At 29.6% G+C, this 18,044-nt stretch carries 16 protein-coding genes and 1 pseudogene; 9 read left to right on the top strand and 8 right to left on the bottom strand.

What is annotated here, in order from left to right; genetic code table 11:
* Positions 1–103: 103 nt before the first annotated feature.
* From WAO74_RS03730 to carB, 3 genes are read left to right on the top strand one after another with little or no spacing between them, the layout of a single operon-like run.
* Positions 104–949, top strand: a complete 846-nt coding sequence (locus WAO74_RS03730; protein WP_422159805.1) for a phosphatase PAP2 family protein — start codon at positions 104–106, stop codon at positions 947–949.
* Positions 936–2,456 carry a phosphoethanolamine--lipid A transferase EptA gene (eptA, locus tag WAO74_RS03725; protein ID WP_422159803.1) on the top strand — a complete coding sequence of 507 codons (1,521 nt, stop codon included), beginning with the start codon at positions 936–938 and terminating at the stop codon, positions 2,454–2,456. The genes WAO74_RS03730 and eptA overlap by 14 nt, the downstream gene beginning before the upstream one ends.
* A gap of 40 nt (positions 2,457–2,496) precedes the next feature.
* Positions 2,497–5,352: a carbamoyl-phosphate synthase large subunit gene (carB, locus tag WAO74_RS03720; protein ID WP_422159802.1), complete on the top strand. Its 2,856-nt coding sequence runs from the start codon at positions 2,497–2,499 to the stop codon at positions 5,350–5,352.
* Between the two features lie 140 nt (positions 5,353–5,492).
* On the opposite strand, the gene WAO74_RS03715 is transcribed toward carB, so the two are convergent.
* The 3 genes and pseudogenes from WAO74_RS03715 to WAO74_RS03705 form a co-directional block, all read right to left on the bottom strand.
* On the bottom strand, positions 5,493–6,458 hold the full coding sequence (locus WAO74_RS03715) for a succinylglutamate desuccinylase/aspartoacylase family protein (RefSeq protein ID WP_422159800.1): 966 nt from the start codon (positions 6,456–6,458) through the stop codon (positions 5,493–5,495).
* Positions 6,448–7,324, bottom strand: a pseudogene (gene rimK / locus WAO74_RS03710) (30S ribosomal protein S6--L-glutamate ligase). The gene WAO74_RS03715 and the pseudogene rimK overlap by 11 nt, the downstream one beginning before the upstream one ends.
* Positions 7,321–7,761, bottom strand: coding sequence for an ATP-dependent zinc protease (locus WAO74_RS03705; protein WP_422159799.1), 441 nt, complete (start codon positions 7,759–7,761; stop codon positions 7,321–7,323). The pseudogene rimK and the gene WAO74_RS03705 overlap by 4 nt, the downstream one beginning before the upstream one ends.
* Before the next feature lie 190 nt (positions 7,762–7,951).
* Here WAO74_RS03705 and WAO74_RS03700 point away from each other — a divergent pair, with 190 nt between their 5' ends.
* Positions 7,952–9,793: an adenylate/guanylate cyclase domain-containing protein gene (locus tag WAO74_RS03700; protein WP_422159797.1), complete on the top strand. Its 1,842-nt coding sequence runs from the start codon at positions 7,952–7,954 to the stop codon at positions 9,791–9,793.
* On the opposite strand, the gene WAO74_RS03695 is transcribed toward WAO74_RS03700, so the two are convergent.
* The 5 genes from WAO74_RS03695 to WAO74_RS03675 all read right to left on the bottom strand — a co-directional run bounded on the left by WAO74_RS03695 (position 9,790) and on the right by WAO74_RS03675 (position 14,365).
* Positions 9,790–10,695, bottom strand: a complete 906-nt coding sequence (locus WAO74_RS03695; protein ID WP_422159796.1) for a hypothetical protein — start codon at positions 10,693–10,695, stop codon at positions 9,790–9,792. The genes WAO74_RS03700 and WAO74_RS03695 overlap by 4 nt on opposite strands.
* 4 nt (positions 10,696–10,699) lie before the next feature.
* A complete protein-coding gene (locus WAO74_RS03690) occupies positions 10,700–11,251 on the bottom strand; it encodes a Pycsar system effector family protein (RefSeq protein ID WP_422159795.1) in 552 nt (183 codons plus the stop codon).
* Between the two features lie 45 nt (positions 11,252–11,296).
* A complete protein-coding gene (locus tag WAO74_RS03685) occupies positions 11,297–12,856 on the bottom strand; it encodes an NAD(P)/FAD-dependent oxidoreductase (RefSeq protein ID WP_422159793.1) in 1,560 nt (519 codons plus the stop codon).
* A gap of 96 nt (positions 12,857–12,952) precedes the next feature.
* Complete coding sequence (gene prmC, locus WAO74_RS03680; protein ID WP_422159791.1) at positions 12,953–13,831, bottom strand: peptide chain release factor N(5)-glutamine methyltransferase; 879 nt, start codon at positions 13,829–13,831, stop codon at positions 12,953–12,955.
* 36 nt (positions 13,832–13,867) lie between these two features.
* Entirely contained in the window at positions 13,868–14,365 is a 498-nt protein-coding gene (locus WAO74_RS03675; RefSeq protein WP_422159789.1) for a GNAT family N-acetyltransferase, read from the bottom strand.
* Positions 14,366–14,417: 52 nt separating this feature from the next.
* Here WAO74_RS03675 and WAO74_RS03670 point away from each other — a divergent pair, with 52 nt between their 5' ends.
* Genes WAO74_RS03670 through WAO74_RS03650 form a run of 5 tightly spaced genes read left to right on the top strand, consistent with a single transcriptional unit; the run spans position 14,418 to position 18,032 of the window.
* A complete protein-coding gene (locus tag WAO74_RS03670; RefSeq protein ID WP_422159787.1) occupies positions 14,418–14,879 on the top strand; it encodes a hypothetical protein in 462 nt (153 codons plus the stop codon).
* A 34-nt stretch (positions 14,880–14,913) separates the two neighbouring features.
* Positions 14,914–15,963 carry a bifunctional diaminohydroxyphosphoribosylaminopyrimidine deaminase/5-amino-6-(5-phosphoribosylamino)uracil reductase RibD gene (gene ribD / locus WAO74_RS03665; protein ID WP_422159888.1) on the top strand — a complete coding sequence of 350 codons (1,050 nt, stop codon included), beginning with the start codon at positions 14,914–14,916 and terminating at the stop codon, positions 15,961–15,963.
* Complete coding sequence (locus WAO74_RS03660) at positions 15,956–16,564, top strand: HAD family hydrolase (protein ID WP_422159785.1); 609 nt, start codon at positions 15,956–15,958, stop codon at positions 16,562–16,564. Before ribD ends, WAO74_RS03660 begins: the two co-directional genes overlap by 8 nt.
* The gene (locus WAO74_RS03655; RefSeq protein WP_422159783.1) at positions 16,561–17,424 is read left to right on the top strand and encodes an EamA family transporter; all 864 of its coding nucleotides are present in this window, start codon (positions 16,561–16,563) and stop codon (positions 17,422–17,424) included. The genes WAO74_RS03660 and WAO74_RS03655 overlap by 4 nt, the downstream gene beginning before the upstream one ends.
* Positions 17,424–18,032: an IMPACT family protein gene (locus tag WAO74_RS03650; RefSeq protein ID WP_422159781.1), complete on the top strand. Its 609-nt coding sequence runs from the start codon at positions 17,424–17,426 to the stop codon at positions 18,030–18,032. The genes WAO74_RS03655 and WAO74_RS03650 overlap by 1 nt, the downstream gene beginning before the upstream one ends.
* The last annotated feature ends 12 nt before the right edge of the window (positions 18,033–18,044 follow it).

The raw sequence follows: 18,044 nt of genomic DNA, 5'->3' as shown, positions 1-18,044 counted from the left end.
TTTTTTACCCAATGAGTAACTATTTTTGTATCATTAAAAAGGCGAGCAAACTACATGCTAAAAAGAAAACCACAACCAATAATTTTAAAAGATAAAATCTAGGATGTTATTTATTGATAAACTAGATATTAAAGTGAGTAACAATCTTAGCAATACAAGATTAAAATCCCTTTTTTTACCTTTTTTATTATTATTTGTTATAGTGCTTATTTTATTAATAAAAAACGCTTTTTCTATTGATGGATACATTAAAATTCAAGAAAATTTATTTTTGTTTTTGAATAGCAAATTATCTCAATTACCAATTTTACAGTTTAACCTAACCCAATTAGGTGATGCATTAATTATTTTTCCTCTGTTATCTATTTTTATAATCTATGCACCTAAAATTTGGGGAGCAGTTTTAACATCGGGTTTTATATCACTTATTTTATCTTATGTATTAAAAAGATTATTTGCAGTTCCAAGACCTGCTGCTTTTTTTGATACTGATCGTTTTGTAATTGTAGGAAAAACGCTTTCTGGACATACAAGTTTACCTTCTGGACATTCAATAACTGCTTTTTCAATAATTACATTATTATTATTTGCATTGATGCCTAAAGATTTTATGTCAAAAATTTTATGGTCTATTTTTATGCTTTCTTTAGGATTTATTATTGTGTTTTCTAGAGTTGCTGTAGGCGCTCATTATCCTATTGATGTTGTTATTGGTAGTACAATAGGTTTTATAGCCGCAGTTTTAGGTATTGTCATAAACAATAACGTGAATTGGTTCAATTGGATTGGAAATAAGAAATATTATCCAATTTTTATATTGGTTTTAATAATTTGTGGAGTTGCTATTGTAAAGAAAATATCTGAAACTAATTTGATAATTTTTTATTTTCCATTAATTGCAATAGTTTCAACATTATATGTAATGATAAAAGTTTATGCTAAAAAATAACATTAAAATAAGCTACTTTGCATTAATAATAAGTTTTTTCAATTTATTATTATATCATTTACCATTTTTTAGATTTGTAACAAATAATTTAGATTCTAGCAGTTTAAGTGGTATTTTATTAATTGGTAGTTTAGTCTTAATAGCATTGGTATTAAATACCTTCCTTTTTTACATAGGCTTGTACATCTCTCCAATTGTTGGTAAGTTTTTACTGGTTGTGTTTGCAATTGTAAATTCCATAGCCGTCTATTTTATAAACACATACAGTGTTATTATTGATAAAACAATGATTGGTAATATATTGAATACCAACTTGGAAGAATCAAGTAGTTTCTTTTCTTTTGGATTGGTAATGTATCTTGTTTTGTTAGGAATCATACCAAGCATTCTAATCATTAAAACAAAAGTTGTAAGGGTAAAATTTAAAAAATTTCTGATACATATTGCACTTACTTTTATATTTATTTTAGCTTTTGTTTATATCAATTCTACGAATTGGTTATGGATTGATAAAAATTCAAAATCTTTAGGAGCCTTGGCTATGCCTTGGTCTTATGTGGTAAATACTTCTCGATATTATATTCATAAAAATCAAGAAAATAAACAACAAATTCTGTTACCAAATGCGAAGATAAAAGACACTAAAAAATCTATTTCAGTTTTAGTAATAGGGGAATCTGCAAGAAGTAAAAACTTTTCTTTGTACGGTTATGAGAAAGATACTAACCCATTATTAGCAAAACAAAATAATGTACATACCTACAAGGCTAGTTCATGCGCAACTTATACTACAGCAGGTGTAAAGTGTATTTTAGAACATAAGAAAAGCAATGAATTGTATGAAATTTTACCTAATTATTTATATAGAAACGATGTAGAGGTAATTTGGAGAACTACGAATTGGGGAGAACCTACTGTTAACATTAAAAACTTTTTTAAAAGAGGTGATTTAGAAAAAGATTGTGAAGGAGATGGATGCAATTATGATGAGATATTACTAAATGGTTTAAAAGAACAAATATTAGCTAGTAAAAAAGATAAAATATTACTAGTTCTGCATACGAGTACAAGTCATGGGCCTACTTACAATAAAAAATATCCAGAGAAATTTAATAAGTTTACACCAGTTTGCGAAAGTGTTGAGTTGGCAAAATGTACACAACAAGAATTATTAAATGCATACGATAATACGATTGTGTATACAGATTATATTTTATCGAGCTTAATTGATCAATTAAAACAATTAGAAACGTATAATAGTGCTATGTTTTATATTTCAGATCATGGTGAATCTTTAGGAGAAAATAACTTATATATGCATGGAATACCAGCAAGTATAGCACCTGAAGAGCAATTAGAAATTCCATTTATTGTCTGGCTTTCAGATAATTCTAAAGAGCTAAAGAGTAATAGAGAAGCATCACAACATAATGTTTTTCATAGTGTTTTAGATTTTTTAGCGATAGAAAGTCCTATTTATGATGAAAGTATGAGCATTTTTAAATAATTTTTAATAAAGAATAACAAGAACAATAACTATAAATATTATGCCAAAAAGAGAAGACCTTAAATCCATTTTAATTATTGGTTCTGGACCTATAGTAATTGGTCAAGCATGTGAATTCGATTATTCTGGTTCGCAATCTTTGCGATCTTTAAGAGAAGATGGAATTGAAACTATTTTAATCAATTCGAATCCAGCCACTATTATGACAGATCCATCCATGGCTGATCATATATATTTGTTGCCATTAACTACGAAGTCTATCATTCAGATTTTAAAAGAACATCCACAAATTGATGCTGTGTTGCCAACAATGGGTGGTCAAACTGCATTAAATCTTTGTATTGAGGCAGATGATAAAGGAATTTGGAAAGATTTTAATGTAAAATTAATTGGTGTTGATATTGATGCAATTAATGTTACTGAAGATAGAGAACAGTTTAGAGAATTGATGTTAAAAATTGGAGTACCAATGGCTCCACAAGCTACTGCAACATCATTTTTAAAAGGAAAAGAAATTGCGCAACAATTTGGTTTTCCATTAGTAATTCGTTCCTCTTATACTTTGGGTGGAGCAGGAGCCTCTATCGTTTATAAAGCAGAAGATTTTGACGAATTATTAAGTAGAGGTTTAGAAGCGTCACCAATTCATGAAGTGATGATTGACAAAGCTATGATGGGCTGGAAAGAATATGAATTAGAATTATTGCGTGATAAAAATGATAACGTAGTTATTATTTGTTCTATCGAAAATATGGATCCAATGGGTATTCATACAGGAGATTCGATTACAGTTGCTCCAGCAATGACACTTTCTGATAAAACGTATCAAAAAATGCGTGATATGGCAATTCATATGATGCGTTCTATTGGTGATTTTGAAGGTGGTTGTAACGTGCAATTTGCAGTTTCACCAGACGAAAAAGAAGATATTATTGCCATTGAAATCAATCCAAGGGTTTCTCGTTCATCAGCATTAGCAAGTAAAGCAACAGGTTATCCAATTGCAAAAGTGGCAACAAAATTAGCAATTGGATATACTTTAGACGAATTAGAAAACGGCATTACAAAATCTACATCAGCTTTATTTGAACCAACTTTAGATTATGTAATTGTAAAAATTCCACGTTGGAACTTCGACAAATTCGAAGGTTCAGACAGAACTTTGGGTTTACAAATGAAAGCTGTTGGAGAAGTGATGGGAATAGGTCGTTCTTTTCAAGAAGCATTGCACAAAGCAACACAATCTTTAGAAATAAAAAGAAATGGTTTAGGAGCAGATGGAAAAGGATATACAGATTATAACCAAATTATAGATAAGTTAACCAATGCAAGTTGGGACAGAGTTTTTGCTATATATGATGCAATTGCAATAGGAATTCCTTTGAGCAAAATATATGATATCACAAAAATAGATATGTGGTATTTAAAACAATATGAAGAATTATTTCAACTTCAAAAAGAAATTTCTACCTTTTCTATTGACACAATTCAAAGAGATTTATTATTAGAAGCAAAACAAAAAGGATATGGAGATAGACAAATAGCACACATGCTAGATTGTCTGGAAAGCGAAGTTTATAACAAAAGAGAAGAATTAAAAGTACAGCGTGTTTATAAATTAGTAGATACGTGTGCTGCTGAATTCACAGCAAAAACACCTTATTATTATTCAACTTTCGAAAATGAAATTGAAACTGCAGATGGAGAAATTGTTATTGCAAATGAAAGTATTGTAACTGATAAAAAGAAAATTGTTGTTTTAGGCTCAGGACCAAACAGAATTGGACAAGGAATTGAGTTCGATTATTGTTGTGTGCATGGAGTTTTAGCAGCTGCAGAATGTGGCTATGAAACTATTATGATTAACTGCAACCCAGAAACGGTTTCTACAGATTTTGATACTGCAGATAAATTATATTTCGAACCTGTTTTTTGGGAACATATTTATGACATTATTCGTCATGAAAAACCAGAAGGAGTTATTGTACAATTAGGTGGACAAACTGCTTTAAAGTTAGCCGAAAAGTTAACCAAATACGGAATTAAAATTATCGGAACTTCTTTCGAAGCTTTAGATATTGCAGAAGATAGAGGACGTTTTTCTTCGATGTTAAAAGATAACAATATTCCTTATCCAGAATTCGGAATTGCAGAAACTGCAGACGAAGCTTTGCAATTAGCAGATGAATTGGACTTCCCAATTTTGGTAAGACCTTCTTATGTTTTAGGTGGGCAAGGAATGAAAATTGTCATCAATAAAGAAGAATTAGTAGAACATGTAGTAGATTTATTAGGTAGAATGCCAAATAATAAACTGTTGTTAGATCATTATTTAGATGGTGCAATAGAAGCAGAAGCAGATGCGATTTGCGATGCTGATGGAAATGTCTACATCATCGGAATTATGGAACATATAGAACCTTGTGGAATTCATTCTGGAGATTCTAATGCAACTTTACCAGCCTTTAATTTAGGTGAATTTGTAATGCAACAAATTAAAGATCATACACATACCATAGCAAGAGCCTTAAAAACTGTTGGATTGATAAATGTTCAATTTGCCATTAAAGAGGATATCGTTTATATAATCGAAGCTAACCCAAGAGCTTCTAGAACTGTACCTTTTATTGCAAAAGCATATAAAGAGCCTTATGTAAATTACGCAACAAAAGTAATGTTAGGTCATAATAAAGTAACAGATTTTACTTTTAACCCACAATTAACAGGGTATGCAATTAAACAGCCTGTTTTCTCATTTAACAAGTTTCCTAATGTAAACAAGAAACTAGGACCAGAAATGAAATCTACAGGAGAAAGTATTTTGTTTATTGATAGTTTAAAAGATGACCAGTTTTATGATTTATATGCAAGACGTAAAATGTACTTGAATAAGTAAAACTTGTTTCTATATTATAAAAAAGCATCTCAGTTATGAGATGCTTTTTTTTAGTTTTACTACAAAAGTAAATACATATTAAAATCGTTTTAGTAAGTGTATGAGAAGTTATTTTATATCTAAAAAGATAAGTTTAAAAATCAAATTGATTCCTCTTCTTCTTCCACGCTAACATGAAACAAGGCTTCACCTTTATTTACAATAGGCGTTTTATTTATGCAGAAAATATGACAATCAGCAGTAGCATAAATTCGTTTTTTAAATTCTCCAAAAGGATCTTGAATTACACCTAAAATATCTTTCTTTTTTACACGAGAGCCATTGGTAACCAAAATTTTAAACATTCCAGAATAATTAGAACGTATCCATTTTGCTTTTTTAATAAAGATAGGTTTCTCAGTCAAGGTAATTTCACCATCAATAAAACCTAAATGAATTAAAACATTTTTTGTACCTCTAATTCCATGATTTATAACTGTAGGATTTAAATTTTTAGATTTCCCACCTTCAAAAAGTAAAACAGTTTTACCCATTTTATTCAAAGATTCACGCAAAGATTTGGCAATGTAGCCAGAGTTAACCACAAAAGGAGAATTAAAAACATTGGCTAATTCTAATGTTTTTTCTTCAGAACTTTCTAGTCTTATTTGCGCAATATTATCACGTTCTCCACCTCCTGTATGATAATCGATAACGTAATCTACGAATGGCGCAATTTCTTTTGTAAATTGATATGCAAACTGGCTAGCTAAAGATCCATTTAAAGATCCTGGAAACATTCTGTTTAAATCTCTACCATCAGGAAATTCTCTAGTTTGAATTAAATAGCCAAAAATATTAAAAACAGGAATACATATAATTGTTCCTTTTTTGGGTACGTTTAATTTTTGGTTGATTATTTCACGTATAATACTTACGCCATTTACCTCATCTCCATGAACTCCTGCCAATAACAATATAACAGGTCCTTCTTCTAAAGAACGCTCTACAATTACTGGAACTTTTACAGTTGTTCTAGTGTGTAATTTTGCAACTTCTATATCTAAAATTGTTCGTTTTCCTTCTGGAATATTTTTCCCTAATATAATCAATGGTTTATTCGACATGAATTTCTAAGTATCTAATAATTTCTTTTGCGATGTTTTTTCCTGTAGCAACTTCATATTCCTTCTAAGCCAGGTGATGAGTTTACTTCTAAAACTAAAGGACCTTTTGAAGATTGTAGCATATCTACACCAGCTACCCCCAAACCTAAAGCTTTGGTTGCTTTTAAAGCAGTTTTCTCCTCTTCGTCTGTTAATTGAATTACAGTTGCATTTCCTCCTCTATGCAAATTAGAACGAAATTCACCTTCTTTTCCTTGACGTTTCATTGCTCCAACAACTTTACCATCTACCACAAAAGCTCTTATATCTGCACCACCAGCTTCTTTAATAAATTGTTGAGCAATTACTCTGGCTCCCAAACCATTAAAAGCTTCTAAAACAGAAGTTGCAGCATTTTTTGTTTCTGCTAAAACAACTCCCAAACCTTGAGTTCCTTCTAATAATTTTAATACTAAAGGCGCACCACCAACAGAATCTACAACATGTTCTACATCTTTTGTGTAATTGGTAAAAACAGTTTTTGGCAAACCAACACCTGCTCTAGCCAAAATTTGTAAACTACTTAGTTTATCTCTAGACCTTGTTAAGGCCATAGAACTAACTGAGGTAAAAACTTTCATCATTTCAAATTGACGAATAACAGCTGTCCCATAAAAAGTAACAGAAGCTCCAATTCTCGGAATAATCGCATCTATGTTTTCTAAATACTCACCTTTGTAAAATATTTTTGGAGCTCTTCTTTCTATTTCTATATTGCATTTTAAATGATCTACAACAAGTACCTCATGTTTTCTTTTCTCTGCAGCTTCAATCAATCTTCTTGTAGAATACAATTTCGGATTTCTTGATAGAATTACAATTCTCATTTTTTTAAATATTTTAATTTATAGGATAGATTTTTTTTAATGGTATCTATCACAAATTTTTTGTTTAAAAATTTCCTTCCCAATAGTATAGGAAATGTCATGTCTTTGCGCTCACTTAGGGTTAAAAATATAGGGAAAGTTGTATTGAAAATCACTATTTCTGTCTGAATCATAAATCTTTTTTCAGAAATACCATTCGAACTTTTTACAATTTTAGAACTGTAATTTTTAAAAGTAAACTTTTTATTATTGTAAAAAGTATGTTCTGGATCCAATAAATTAAATTCTATAAAACTGCTATTGTTTACTGTAACTTCTTTAATATTAGAACAATGAATGGAAGATGTGTAAGCGCCAGAGTCTATTTTTACATCAATATCTACTAAAGACAAACCTGGAAAATCTGCCTTATCAACTCTACCTATTGTAATCTTCATTTTTTAAATTTAATTGCTAGTAAAATTACTGATAGTTATTGGTTAAAAAAAGTTTCTAAAAAATAGATTTTTAGATTTTAAAAGATTAATTTTTTCTTTTTCTTTTAATGTTTATATTTGAAAAGCCAATACTTTAGGTCATGTTTCGAATCAAAAGATACCTGAAAATTTCTAATCTAATATATAATTAATGCAATTTATAAGCTTTACATACAAAACTTATAAAGTCTATTTTTTAATAGGCTTTTTTTGTTTGTTTAGCTTTTTTACTTTTTCTCAAGACCAAAAAAAAGCAGATAGCTTAAAAAATATACTCAGAAAAAATTTATATGATAGAAAAGATAAACTTAAGAATCTAGCTGATATCGCTTATTATGAAACTGATATAGATGAAATTATTATTTACAGCAAAGAATTAATTGCTACTGCCATAGAAAGGGATACAGCTTATTTTGAATATTCAGGTTATCTTCAATTAGGGCAAGCTTATGGACAAAAAGGAGACCTAAAAACGGCATTAACCAATTTGTTAAAGGCGGCTAAAGTAGCTAATGATAACGATTTAAAAAGCAGTAAAGCAGGAATTAAAGTTGCAATTGCTGATATTTATTCTCAGATGGGAGATTCTAAATTATCAGTCAAAAATTATAAAGAGGCTATTTTATTATATGAAAAAATAAAAATTGAAAAAATAAATGATTCTATAAATCTTGCTTCAGCAAAGTACAACTTAGGTGATGAATATTATAGTCAACAAAAATTAGACTCTTCACTGTATTATTACAAAAAGGCTGCAGACGATTTTAAAAGCTTAGGGTATGAACAATATTTGGCTTATATATTAGGTAGTGAAGGTTTGGTATATGCTCAATTAGACGATGATACTTTAGCAGAAAACAGCTTAAACGAAGCAATTGAAATTCTTGAAGAATATGAAGATTATGATCCTATTACCGAATTTTTAATTGGTATGGCTGATGTATATATAGCAAGAAGTAAAAATAAACAAGCTTTAAAATATGCGCAAAGAAGTTTAAGCTTAGCAGAAAAATTTGGATACAAACAGCAGATTAGTGATGCGAATGCCAGAATTGCAACAATCTATAAATCTTTTAATAATTATAAAGGAGCCTTAGATGCTTTTGAAAAACACATTGTTTATAGAGATAGTGTTAACAATATAAGCGCTGTTAGAGATGTGGAGCAAGAACGTTCTAAGTTTGAACTTGCAAAAAAGGAACAGGAAAAGGAAATACTTAAACAAGAAAAAAAGACACAATTTATTTTAAATATAGGTATTGGTATCGTCCTAATTTTAATAGGTTTTTTAGCATATTTCTTATATAAAAGAAATAAGTTAGTAGTAGAAACTAGTAAAGTGATTGAGCAAGAAAAAGAGCGTTCAGATGAGTTGTTAAAAAATATCTTACCAGAAGAAACTGCACAAGAATTAAAAGAAAAAGGAAGTGTAGAAGCCAAAAGATTCGATTCAGTTTCTGTTTTATTTACAGATTTTAAAGGATTTACAAAGTTTTCGGAAACTTTATCACCAGAAGAATTGGTAAAAACCATCGATTATTATTTTTCTAAATTCGATGAAATTATGGAAAAACATGGTATAGAAAAAATAAAAACGGTTGGAGATGCCTATATGTGTGCGAGTGGTTTGCCTTTTCCAGTTAAAAACCACGCATTTAAAATGGTAAAAGCGGCTTTTGATATTGTCGATTTTGTAAACGAAACCATGAGTTTAAATAGTGAGGCTAGTTTCGATATTAGAGTGGGTATAAATTCAGGTTCTGTTGTTGCTGGTGTTGTAGGTACTAAAAAGTTTGCTTATGATATTTGGGGAGATACTGTAAACACAGCAAGTAGAATGGAAAGTTCTGGAGAAATTGGCAAAATTAACATCAGTGAAAGTACTTACAATTTATTAAAAAATAATAGAGCTTTCGAATTCGAAGAAAGAGGATCTATAGAGGCCAAAGGAAAAGGTAAAATAAAAATGTATTTTGTAAAAAGAACTACTTAAAAAGCATTCATTCTTATCGTTTTCAACTCTTCCCAAGAAAAAATGTTTTCCTTATAAAGGTTGTGTAATTCATCAGAAACAGTGGCATCAAACAAAATTAAATCGTCGGTGTTTACGGTTACATTTATGCCCTTGTCAAACAATTTTCTTACAGGATGTTCTTTTAAGTTTCTTACAGCTCTTAAAGCAATATTACTTTGTGGTGATGTATTTAATCGAATGTTTCTCTCCAAAATTAAATCCATCGTTTTTTCTGATTGGACTGCATTTATTCCATGTTGTAATTCATCAGGATTTAAAAGTTCAATAGTTTCTTCTATGGTTTTGTAATCAGAAAATTCACCTATATGTGCTTTGGTTTTTATGTTGTGTTTTCTTGCGGTTTCAAATAATTCTTGAAAAGGTTTTAAATTCTGATTGTCTTCCTTCCCATAAATATCAATTCCATTAAAAATACCACTTTCTATAAAAGCGTTACCATATTCATATACTTTGTCTAGAGGTAAATCTTTATTAATTCCTATATCTGGTCTAAAGTCTATTTTCGTTTTATATTTCTCTTTAATCCTTTTTACTTCTGTAATTACAGAATCAATAGAACCATCAAAAAAACGAGCTAAATTGGTATCTACACTTGCTTCTAAAAGCGAAATATTATCATCTATACTGCTTTCGATAGATATTTCCATAAAGGTGATAACGTCTTCTTTAGTGACCATTATTTTATTTAAATTACCGTAAATAAAATCGATCATTCCTACTAAACCATCATATTTTTTTGGAAAAGAAATAGTTGCATTTGGGTATTTTTCAAGTAGTTTTTTTTGAGAACCACCTAAATGAAAATGATTGTGAACATCGGCTTTTGGGAGTTTTAAAAAAGAGTTTCTAGTATGTTTCAAAGACTTAAAATATAGTTTTTAAAATATGTTCGATGACTAAAATAAGCAATAAACCCAAGCTTATTAATAAATATTTTAAAGATGTATTTACATTTTTAAACTTAGCAGCTGTGATTTTAGCATTGATGTAAATTTGTTGACCTAATTGATCATACAATTTAGATTTATCTATACTAGTTTCTAAAAGTGTTTTAGAAAATTCTTTAATATCACCATATTTAGATATTACATCTCCAAAAAAGAAAACATTTGGCTCGTATTTTTTTTCAATTCTTGGAATAAAAGTTCGAACACTATGAAACATAGAAATCATTGTAGAAATTAACCAAAGAATGGCAATAACGTGATTTATACCAAAAGTTGAAAATTCATCTTTGGCACTATTTATATTTTGATAAACAAAATTAAAAATGATGCCATAAAATGATAAAATTAAACCAGCTTTTAATTCTGATGAACGAATTAAACCAATAAAATAGTTCATGGCTCCCCAATAACTAAAGTGCAAATCTCTAGCTTCTAAGTCTTTAGATTCGTATTTTTCTTTTGTATCCATAATTGCTGTCGGTAAACTTAATTTAAAATTTTAATTTTTGCAAACTTACCTTGTTACTTTTATAGCAGCTTCTGCACAACGTTCACCATCCATAGCTGCAGAAACAATTCCACCAGCATAACCACCTCCTTCACCACAAGGAAATAAACCTTCGATTTCTGGATGCTCTAAATTTTCTTTTCTTGGAATATTTACGGGTGATGACGTTCTAGATTCTACACCAATAATATTGGCTTCGTTTGTATAATAGCCATGCATTTTTTGTCCAAAAGCAGCAAAACCTTTGCGCAATCTGCTACCAATAATTTTAGGTAATAAAGAATGTAAAGGAGCAGAGTTTAAACCTGGTTGATAAGAGCAATCATTTAAAGTCGAAGATAGTTTTCCATCAACAAAATCTACCAATCTTTGGGCTGGTGCTGTTTGAGATCTTCCTCCAGCTAAAAAAGCAATTTTTTCTAAATCTTTTTGAAACTCTAAACCTTTTAAAGCTCCAAAATGTTCGTATTTTTTAAAGTCTTTATTTATATCTAATTCAACAACAATTCCAGAATTTGCAAACTTATTATTTCTTCTGCTTGGAGACATGCCATTTACAACAACTTCGCCACTGGCAGTTGCTGCAGGAACAATAAAACCTCCTGGACACATACAGAAAGAATACACGCCTCTGTTATTTATTTGATTTACCAAACTGTAAGCAGCTGCAGGTAAAAGTTCGTCTCTTTCTCCAGAACAATTGTACTGAATTTGGTCTATAATTTCTTGAGGATGTTCTACTCGAACACCCATTGCAAAAGATTTTGCTTTTAAGGCGATATTTTTTTTATGCAACAATTCGTAAATATCTCTGGCTGAATGGCCTGTGGCTAAAATAACAGAGTTAACAGCCATTTCATTGATGCTATTTATTTGTATGGCTTTTAGTTTATTATTATTGATAATAAAATCGGTAACTTTCGTTTCAAAATGAATTTCTCCTCCAAATTTTAATATATTTTCACGAATATTTTGAATGATTTTCGGCAATTTATTAGTTCCAATATGAGGATGTGCATCCACCAAAATTTGCTCAGTGGCTCCATGAAAAACGAGGTTTTCAAAAATACGTCGAACATCGCCTCTTTTTAAACTTCTTGTGTAGAGTTTTCCATCAGAATACGTTCCTGCTCCACCTTCTCCAAAACAATAATTAGAGTTTTCGTTTACAATATGTTCTTGATTGATTGCACGTATATCTCTGCGTCTTTCTTGTACATTTTTACCACGCTCCAAAACAATTGGTTTGTAACCTAACTCTATACATCTTAAAGCTGCATACATACCTGCAGGACCAAAACCGATGATGTGAATTTCTTTCGCATTCGAAACGTCTTTATAATCAAAAATATAATCAGATTGTTCTGGAACAGTTTCGTTGATATATACTGCCACTTTATAATTAAAAATGATGTCTTTTTTACGAGCATCTATCGATTTTCGTAAAACTTTTACAGCAGAAATTTCATTTTTATCAACGCCTAATTCTTTAGAAGCTTTGTAAAGCAATATGTTTTCTCTACGCTCTTCTATTAAATTTATGCGAAGTTGAAGTTCTTTTATCATACTACAAAAATACTTAAATGTTGAATTTTAAAGGAAATTATTATCAGCTTTATTTTTATCATAGTAGATGAAGTGTTTTTATCAAAGTAGCAGATGTTAAAAACTGGCTTTTATCATTCTATCATTGCCAAATAAATCTTTTTTCAATTCGATATTTTTAAACCCTTTTTTTTCTAATATTTTTATAGTTTCTTTTCCTAAATATTGATTGATTTCAAAGAATAAAAGTCCGTTTTTTGAAAGATGTTTTTTTGCTAAATCTGCAATTTTATCATAAAAAATTAACGGATTTTCATCGGAAACAAACAAAGCCAAATGAGGTTCGTTTTGCAACACATTATTATCAATTTCTACTTTTTCCAACTCTCGAACATAAGGAGGATTTGAAACAATAATATCAAATTGCACGTCATTCTGAACTTGTTTCAGAATCTCATCCAATGAATTTATTTTCAGAATATCAGCTTCCACAAAATTTACCTCAACTTTATTTAAATCAGCATTTTTCTGTGCAATTTTTAAAGCATCAGCAGAGATATCAATCGCAGAAATTATTACATTTGATAAATTTTTAGCTAAAGAAATGGGTATGCAACCTGAGCCAGTTCCAATATCTAAAATTGTTAATTCAACTGCTTTTAACTTCTGAACTTCGTCCAAAACCCACTCTACTAATTCTTCAGTTTCTGGTCTTGGAATTAAGGTACTTTTGTCAACTAAAAAGCGATAGCCATAAAATTCTGTATGCCCAATAATGTATTGAATTGGTTCTTCTTTTTGTAATCTTTCTAAGGCTTTTTTTAAGGTTGATAAAAGCGTTTCGTCGATCTTAAAATCGGGTTTTAAAACCGTATCAATTCTTTTTAACTTCAAATAGTCTTCCATTAAAATAAAGAAAAAAGAATCTATTTCTGTTTTAGGATAAATTACAGTAAGTTCAGAAAAAAAGTACTCTTTAAATTTGTTGATATTCATTCATTCTATATTTTCTTCCGACTTCAAACTTTAAGGCTACAACTGCAATTTTTTAATCATCCAAACATCACAAGAATAATGGCAGGTGTTTCCTAAGGGTTTATCTAAATTGATAAAACCATTTTTTTTATACAATTTTACTGCAGCTTCCATATATGGTAACGTTTCTAAATAACAATTTTCGAAACCTAATTCTTTTGCTTTTTCTAAACAAACAGAAATTAATTTTGTACCCAAACCTTTGCCTCTTGCAATTGGCAGAAAATACATTTTTTGCAATTCGCATGTATTGCCTTCAAAGTTGTCTAATTGTGCAATTCCTCCACCACCAACAACTTTATTTTTATGCTCTACAACAAAATATTTACTTTTCTTTTTTTGATAGGTTTCAAACATACTATCTGTTGCTTTATCTTCATATGCAGTGCCAACTTTTGGAGCGCCCATTTCTACAAGAACGCTTCTAATAACGATGGCAAGTTCTGGACTATCTACTGGTTTAATTTCTCTAATTATAAAATCTGGAGTTGTCATTTATTACTGTATTTTTGCAAGAGCAAGTTACCCATTTTTTTAAATAGTATTGATGAAAAAAATAGTCTATTTTTTAAGTTTATTCGCATTAATTTTAAGTTGTTCTGTTAAAAAACAACCTGTTTTTATTAAAGTTGATAATGTAAAAGTAATTAGTTTTGCTGCAGATACAATAAAATTAAAAGCAGATGCTTTTTTTGAAAACCCGAATGTTGTTGGGGGTAAAATTTCTACTGAAAATGTTGCTATTTTTGTAAATGATATAGAAGTTGCTCAGGTGTTTTCTGATGAGTTTAAAATACCAGCAAATAAGGAATTTTCGATACCTTTAACTGCAAATATACCTACCAAAAACTTATTGAATTCTAATAAGAATGGCGTTCTTGGTGGTTTGTTAAATTCAATTTTAACCAACAAAGTAACCCTTAGAATAAAGGGTAATTTAGAATATTCGGTTTTTGGTTTTAAGAAAGATTTTTTGGTAGATACAACTAAAGAAATAAATATAAAATGATAAGATTCACTTTTTCTTTTTCTAATAAAAATCAATAAATATCAATCACAAAACTTACATAAAACGTTGTTTGCAAATTGCCAAAAACGGCATTGGAACAACGCATCCAAATCCGAGTGTTGGAGCTGTTATTGTGCATCAAAATAAAATTATTGGTGAAGGTTTTACCTCTAATTATGGTGGCAATCATGCAGAAGTAAATGCTGTAAATTCGGTTGCAAATAAATCTCTTTTAAAAGAAGCCACTATTTATGTAACGCTAGAACCTTGTGCTCATTTTGGCAAAACGCCACCTTGTGCAGATTTGTTGGTAAAGCATCAATTTAAAAATGTGGTTATTGGTTGTGTAGATTCCAATAGTTTGGTTGCTGGAAAAGGAATTGAGCGTTTAAAATCGGCTGGAATTAATGTTATTGTTGGTGTTTTAGAGGATGAATGCAGAGAGCATCACCAAAGATTTTTTACGATTCAAGAAAAAAATAGACCTTTTATTATTTTAAAATGGGCAGAAACCAAAGATGGTTTTATTGCTCCTTTATCAAAAAACGAACAAAAACCCATTTGGATTTCAAACCCATATTCGCAACAATTAGTGCATAAATGGAGAAGTGAAGAGCATGCAATTTTGGTGGGAACAAATACGGTTATTGCAGATAATCCTAAATTAAATGTTAGAAGTTGGTTTGGTAATAATCCTATAAGAATTGTGTTGGATAAAGATCTTCGAATTCCAAAAAACAGGAAGGTTTTTGATGAAAGTGTGAGGACAATTGTATTGACAGAATCAATAATCAAGAGTCAAGAATCAAGAGAAAATTTGATTTTCGAACAAATTGATTTTAACAAAAATGTTGCAAAACAAATTTGTGCTATTTTGCAAAAACATAAAATTCAATCTGTAATTATAGAAGGAGGTACACAAACCTTACAAACTTTTATAGATGCAAATCTTTGGGATGAAGCTCGCGTTTTTATTGGAGATACAACTTTCCAAAATGGAATTAAAGCTCCCATTTTATCCGCAAGAATTGCTTTGGAACAAAAAATAAAAAACGACATATTAAAAATTTATAAAAATGATTAAAAACATCATCTTCGATTTTGGAGATATTTTTATCAACTTAGATAAACAAGGAACTTACAAAGCCATGGCTGAGTTAGGAGTTTCAAAAATTACGAACGAAATGATGGAGGTTTATCAGAACTATGAAAAAGGTTTGATGACTACTCATGCATTTCTAATGTTTTTTCATGAAAAGTTTCGAATACCTAAAGAGAAATTGATTACTGCATGGAACGCTGTTTTGTTAGATTTTCCCAGAGAACGTTTGGGCTTTTTAAAAAAATTAGCCGCAAGTAAAAAATACAGATTATTCTTGTTGAGCAACACAAACGATTTGCATATAAAATGGGTTCAAGAATCTTTAGGGGATGAATTTTACAATGAGTTTAAAAACTGTTTTGAGCAATTTTATTTATCACATGAAATTCATTTTAGAAAACCAGATTCAGCAATTTATGAGTATGTTTTAACTGAAAATAATTTAATTGCCAGCGAAACTTTGTTTGTAGATGATTTAGAAGAAAATACAGAGGCTGCAAACAAATTAGGGATTCATGTTTGGAATTTAATGCCAGAAGAAGAGGATGTTTCTGAACTTTTTATAAAAAATATACTCCATTGATTTTTCTACTCTTAAGCATAATCATATCAACAGGTTTATTTGTTATTTTTAAATATTTTGGCATTTATAAAGTTGATGTTTTAAAGGCGATTTTTGTAAACTATCTTGTTGCATTTGTTATGGGTTTTGCCTTGGCAGAAAGAGATTTTAGTTTTGTAGAAATTCCAAAACAACCATGGTTTTTAGGAGCTATTTTTTTAGGCGCTTTGTTTGTAAGTGTCTTTTTTATTATGGCAATGACTGCTCAGAAAAATGGAGTTTCTGTAGCTTCTGTTGCAGGAAAAATGTCTGTGGTAATTCCAGTTTTTTTTGGTGTTTTCTTGTACAATGAATCTGTAACTTTTTTAAAAATATTCGGAATTATAATCGCTTTAATTGCAGTTTATTTAGCTTCTGTAAAAGAAAAATCAATCGTAAAAAACAATGCAGGTTTACTTTTTCCTATTCTGCTTTTTTTGGGTTCTGGAGCAATTGATACTTGCTTAAAATATATAGAAGTATCGTTTGTGCCAAAAGAAGACGTATCTATTTTCTCTGGCAGTTTATTTGGAATTGCTGCTCTTTTTGCACTTCTAATTTTATTGATAAAAGCTGCCAAAAAAAGAGAACCTTTTGGTACTAAAAATATTGTTGCAGGCTTAGCTTTAGGAATTCCGAATTATTTTTCTATTATTTTTTTATTGAAAGCTTTACAAACAGAAGGTTTCGAAAGTTCTACATTATTCACCATTAATAATGTGGGTATTGTAATATTATCGACAATAGTTGGAATACTTCTTTTTAAAGAAAAATTTAGTTTAAAAAATAAAATTGGGGTTGCTTTAGCAATCTTAGGAATTGTAATTGTAGCTTTGGCTTAATGGAAAATGATAGTTACAAAACAATTTTAAAACCTTCTGAAGAAACGCTGTTTAAAGATAAAAATAGTAAATTTTTCGGCTATGCTTTTCCTGTGTTAAATGAAGATGATGTAAAACTTTGTTTAGAAGAATTGAAGAAAAAACATCATACTGCAAGGCATTTTTGTTACGCTTATCAAATAGGTGTGGAGCAAATAGAATATAGGGCAAATGATGATGGTGAACCTAATAATTCTGCAGGAATGCCAATTTATGGACAAATTCAATCTTTTGAGGTTACCAATATTTTAATAGTTTCTGTACGTTATTTTGGAGGAACCAAATTAGGGGTTGGGGGTTTAATTTCTGCTTATAAAACTTCTGCACAAATTACTTTAGAAGCATCAGAAATTATAGAAAAAACGATTGATGTTTTTTATAAATTAAATTTTGAATATGATTTAATGAGCAAAGTAATGCGAATTATCAAAGAGAAAAACATGAACATCGTAACTCAAAAAATGGAACTAGGTTGTGAATATGTAATTTCTATCAGAAAAAAAGAAGCAGATATTGTTTTTGAAATTTTTGATAATTTTTATAAAGTAGATATTGAAATTTTAGATTGATTTTTTACAAGA

It is taken from the genome of Polaribacter sp. (genome assembly GCF_049276715.1).
Classification (GTDB): domain Bacteria; phylum Bacteroidota; class Bacteroidia; order Flavobacteriales; family Flavobacteriaceae; genus Polaribacter.
Note: the sequence above shows the minus strand (reverse complement) of the source record. Positions and strands in the feature narration are given on the sequence as shown.

Coding starts and splice junctions, on each gene's coding strand:
- WAO74_RS03705 (WP_422159799.1), bottom strand. CDS start 7,761: ATGAAGATTACAATAGGTAGAGTTGATAAGGCAGATTTTCCAGGTTTG.
- WAO74_RS03690 (WP_422159795.1), bottom strand. CDS start 11,251: ATGGATACAAAAGAAAAATACGAATCTAAAGACTTAGAAGCTAGAGAT.
- prmC (WP_422159791.1), bottom strand. CDS start 13,831: ATGAATATCAACAAATTTAAAGAGTACTTTTTTTCTGAACTTACTGTA.
- WAO74_RS03675 (WP_422159789.1), bottom strand. CDS start 14,365: ATGACAACTCCAGATTTTATAATTAGAGAAATTAAACCAGTAGATAGT.
- eptA (WP_422159803.1), top strand. CDS start 936: ATGCTAAAAAATAACATTAAAATAAGCTACTTTGCATTAATAATAAGT.
- WAO74_RS03670 (WP_422159787.1), top strand. CDS start 14,418: ATGAAAAAAATAGTCTATTTTTTAAGTTTATTCGCATTAATTTTAAGT.
- WAO74_RS03700 (WP_422159797.1), top strand. CDS start 7,952: ATGCAATTTATAAGCTTTACATACAAAACTTATAAAGTCTATTTTTTA.
- carB (WP_422159802.1), top strand. CDS start 2,497: ATGCCAAAAAGAGAAGACCTTAAATCCATTTTAATTATTGGTTCTGGA.
- WAO74_RS03650 (WP_422159781.1), top strand. CDS start 17,424: ATGGAAAATGATAGTTACAAAACAATTTTAAAACCTTCTGAAGAAACG.
- WAO74_RS03685 (WP_422159793.1), bottom strand. CDS start 12,856: ATGATAAAAGAACTTCAACTTCGCATAAATTTAATAGAAGAGCGTAGA.
- WAO74_RS03715 (WP_422159800.1), bottom strand. CDS start 6,458: ATGTCGAATAAACCATTGATTATATTAGGGAAAAATATTCCAGAAGGA.
- WAO74_RS03730 (WP_422159805.1), top strand. CDS start 104: ATGTTATTTATTGATAAACTAGATATTAAAGTGAGTAACAATCTTAGC.
- WAO74_RS03660 (WP_422159785.1), top strand. CDS start 15,956: ATGATTAAAAACATCATCTTCGATTTTGGAGATATTTTTATCAACTTA.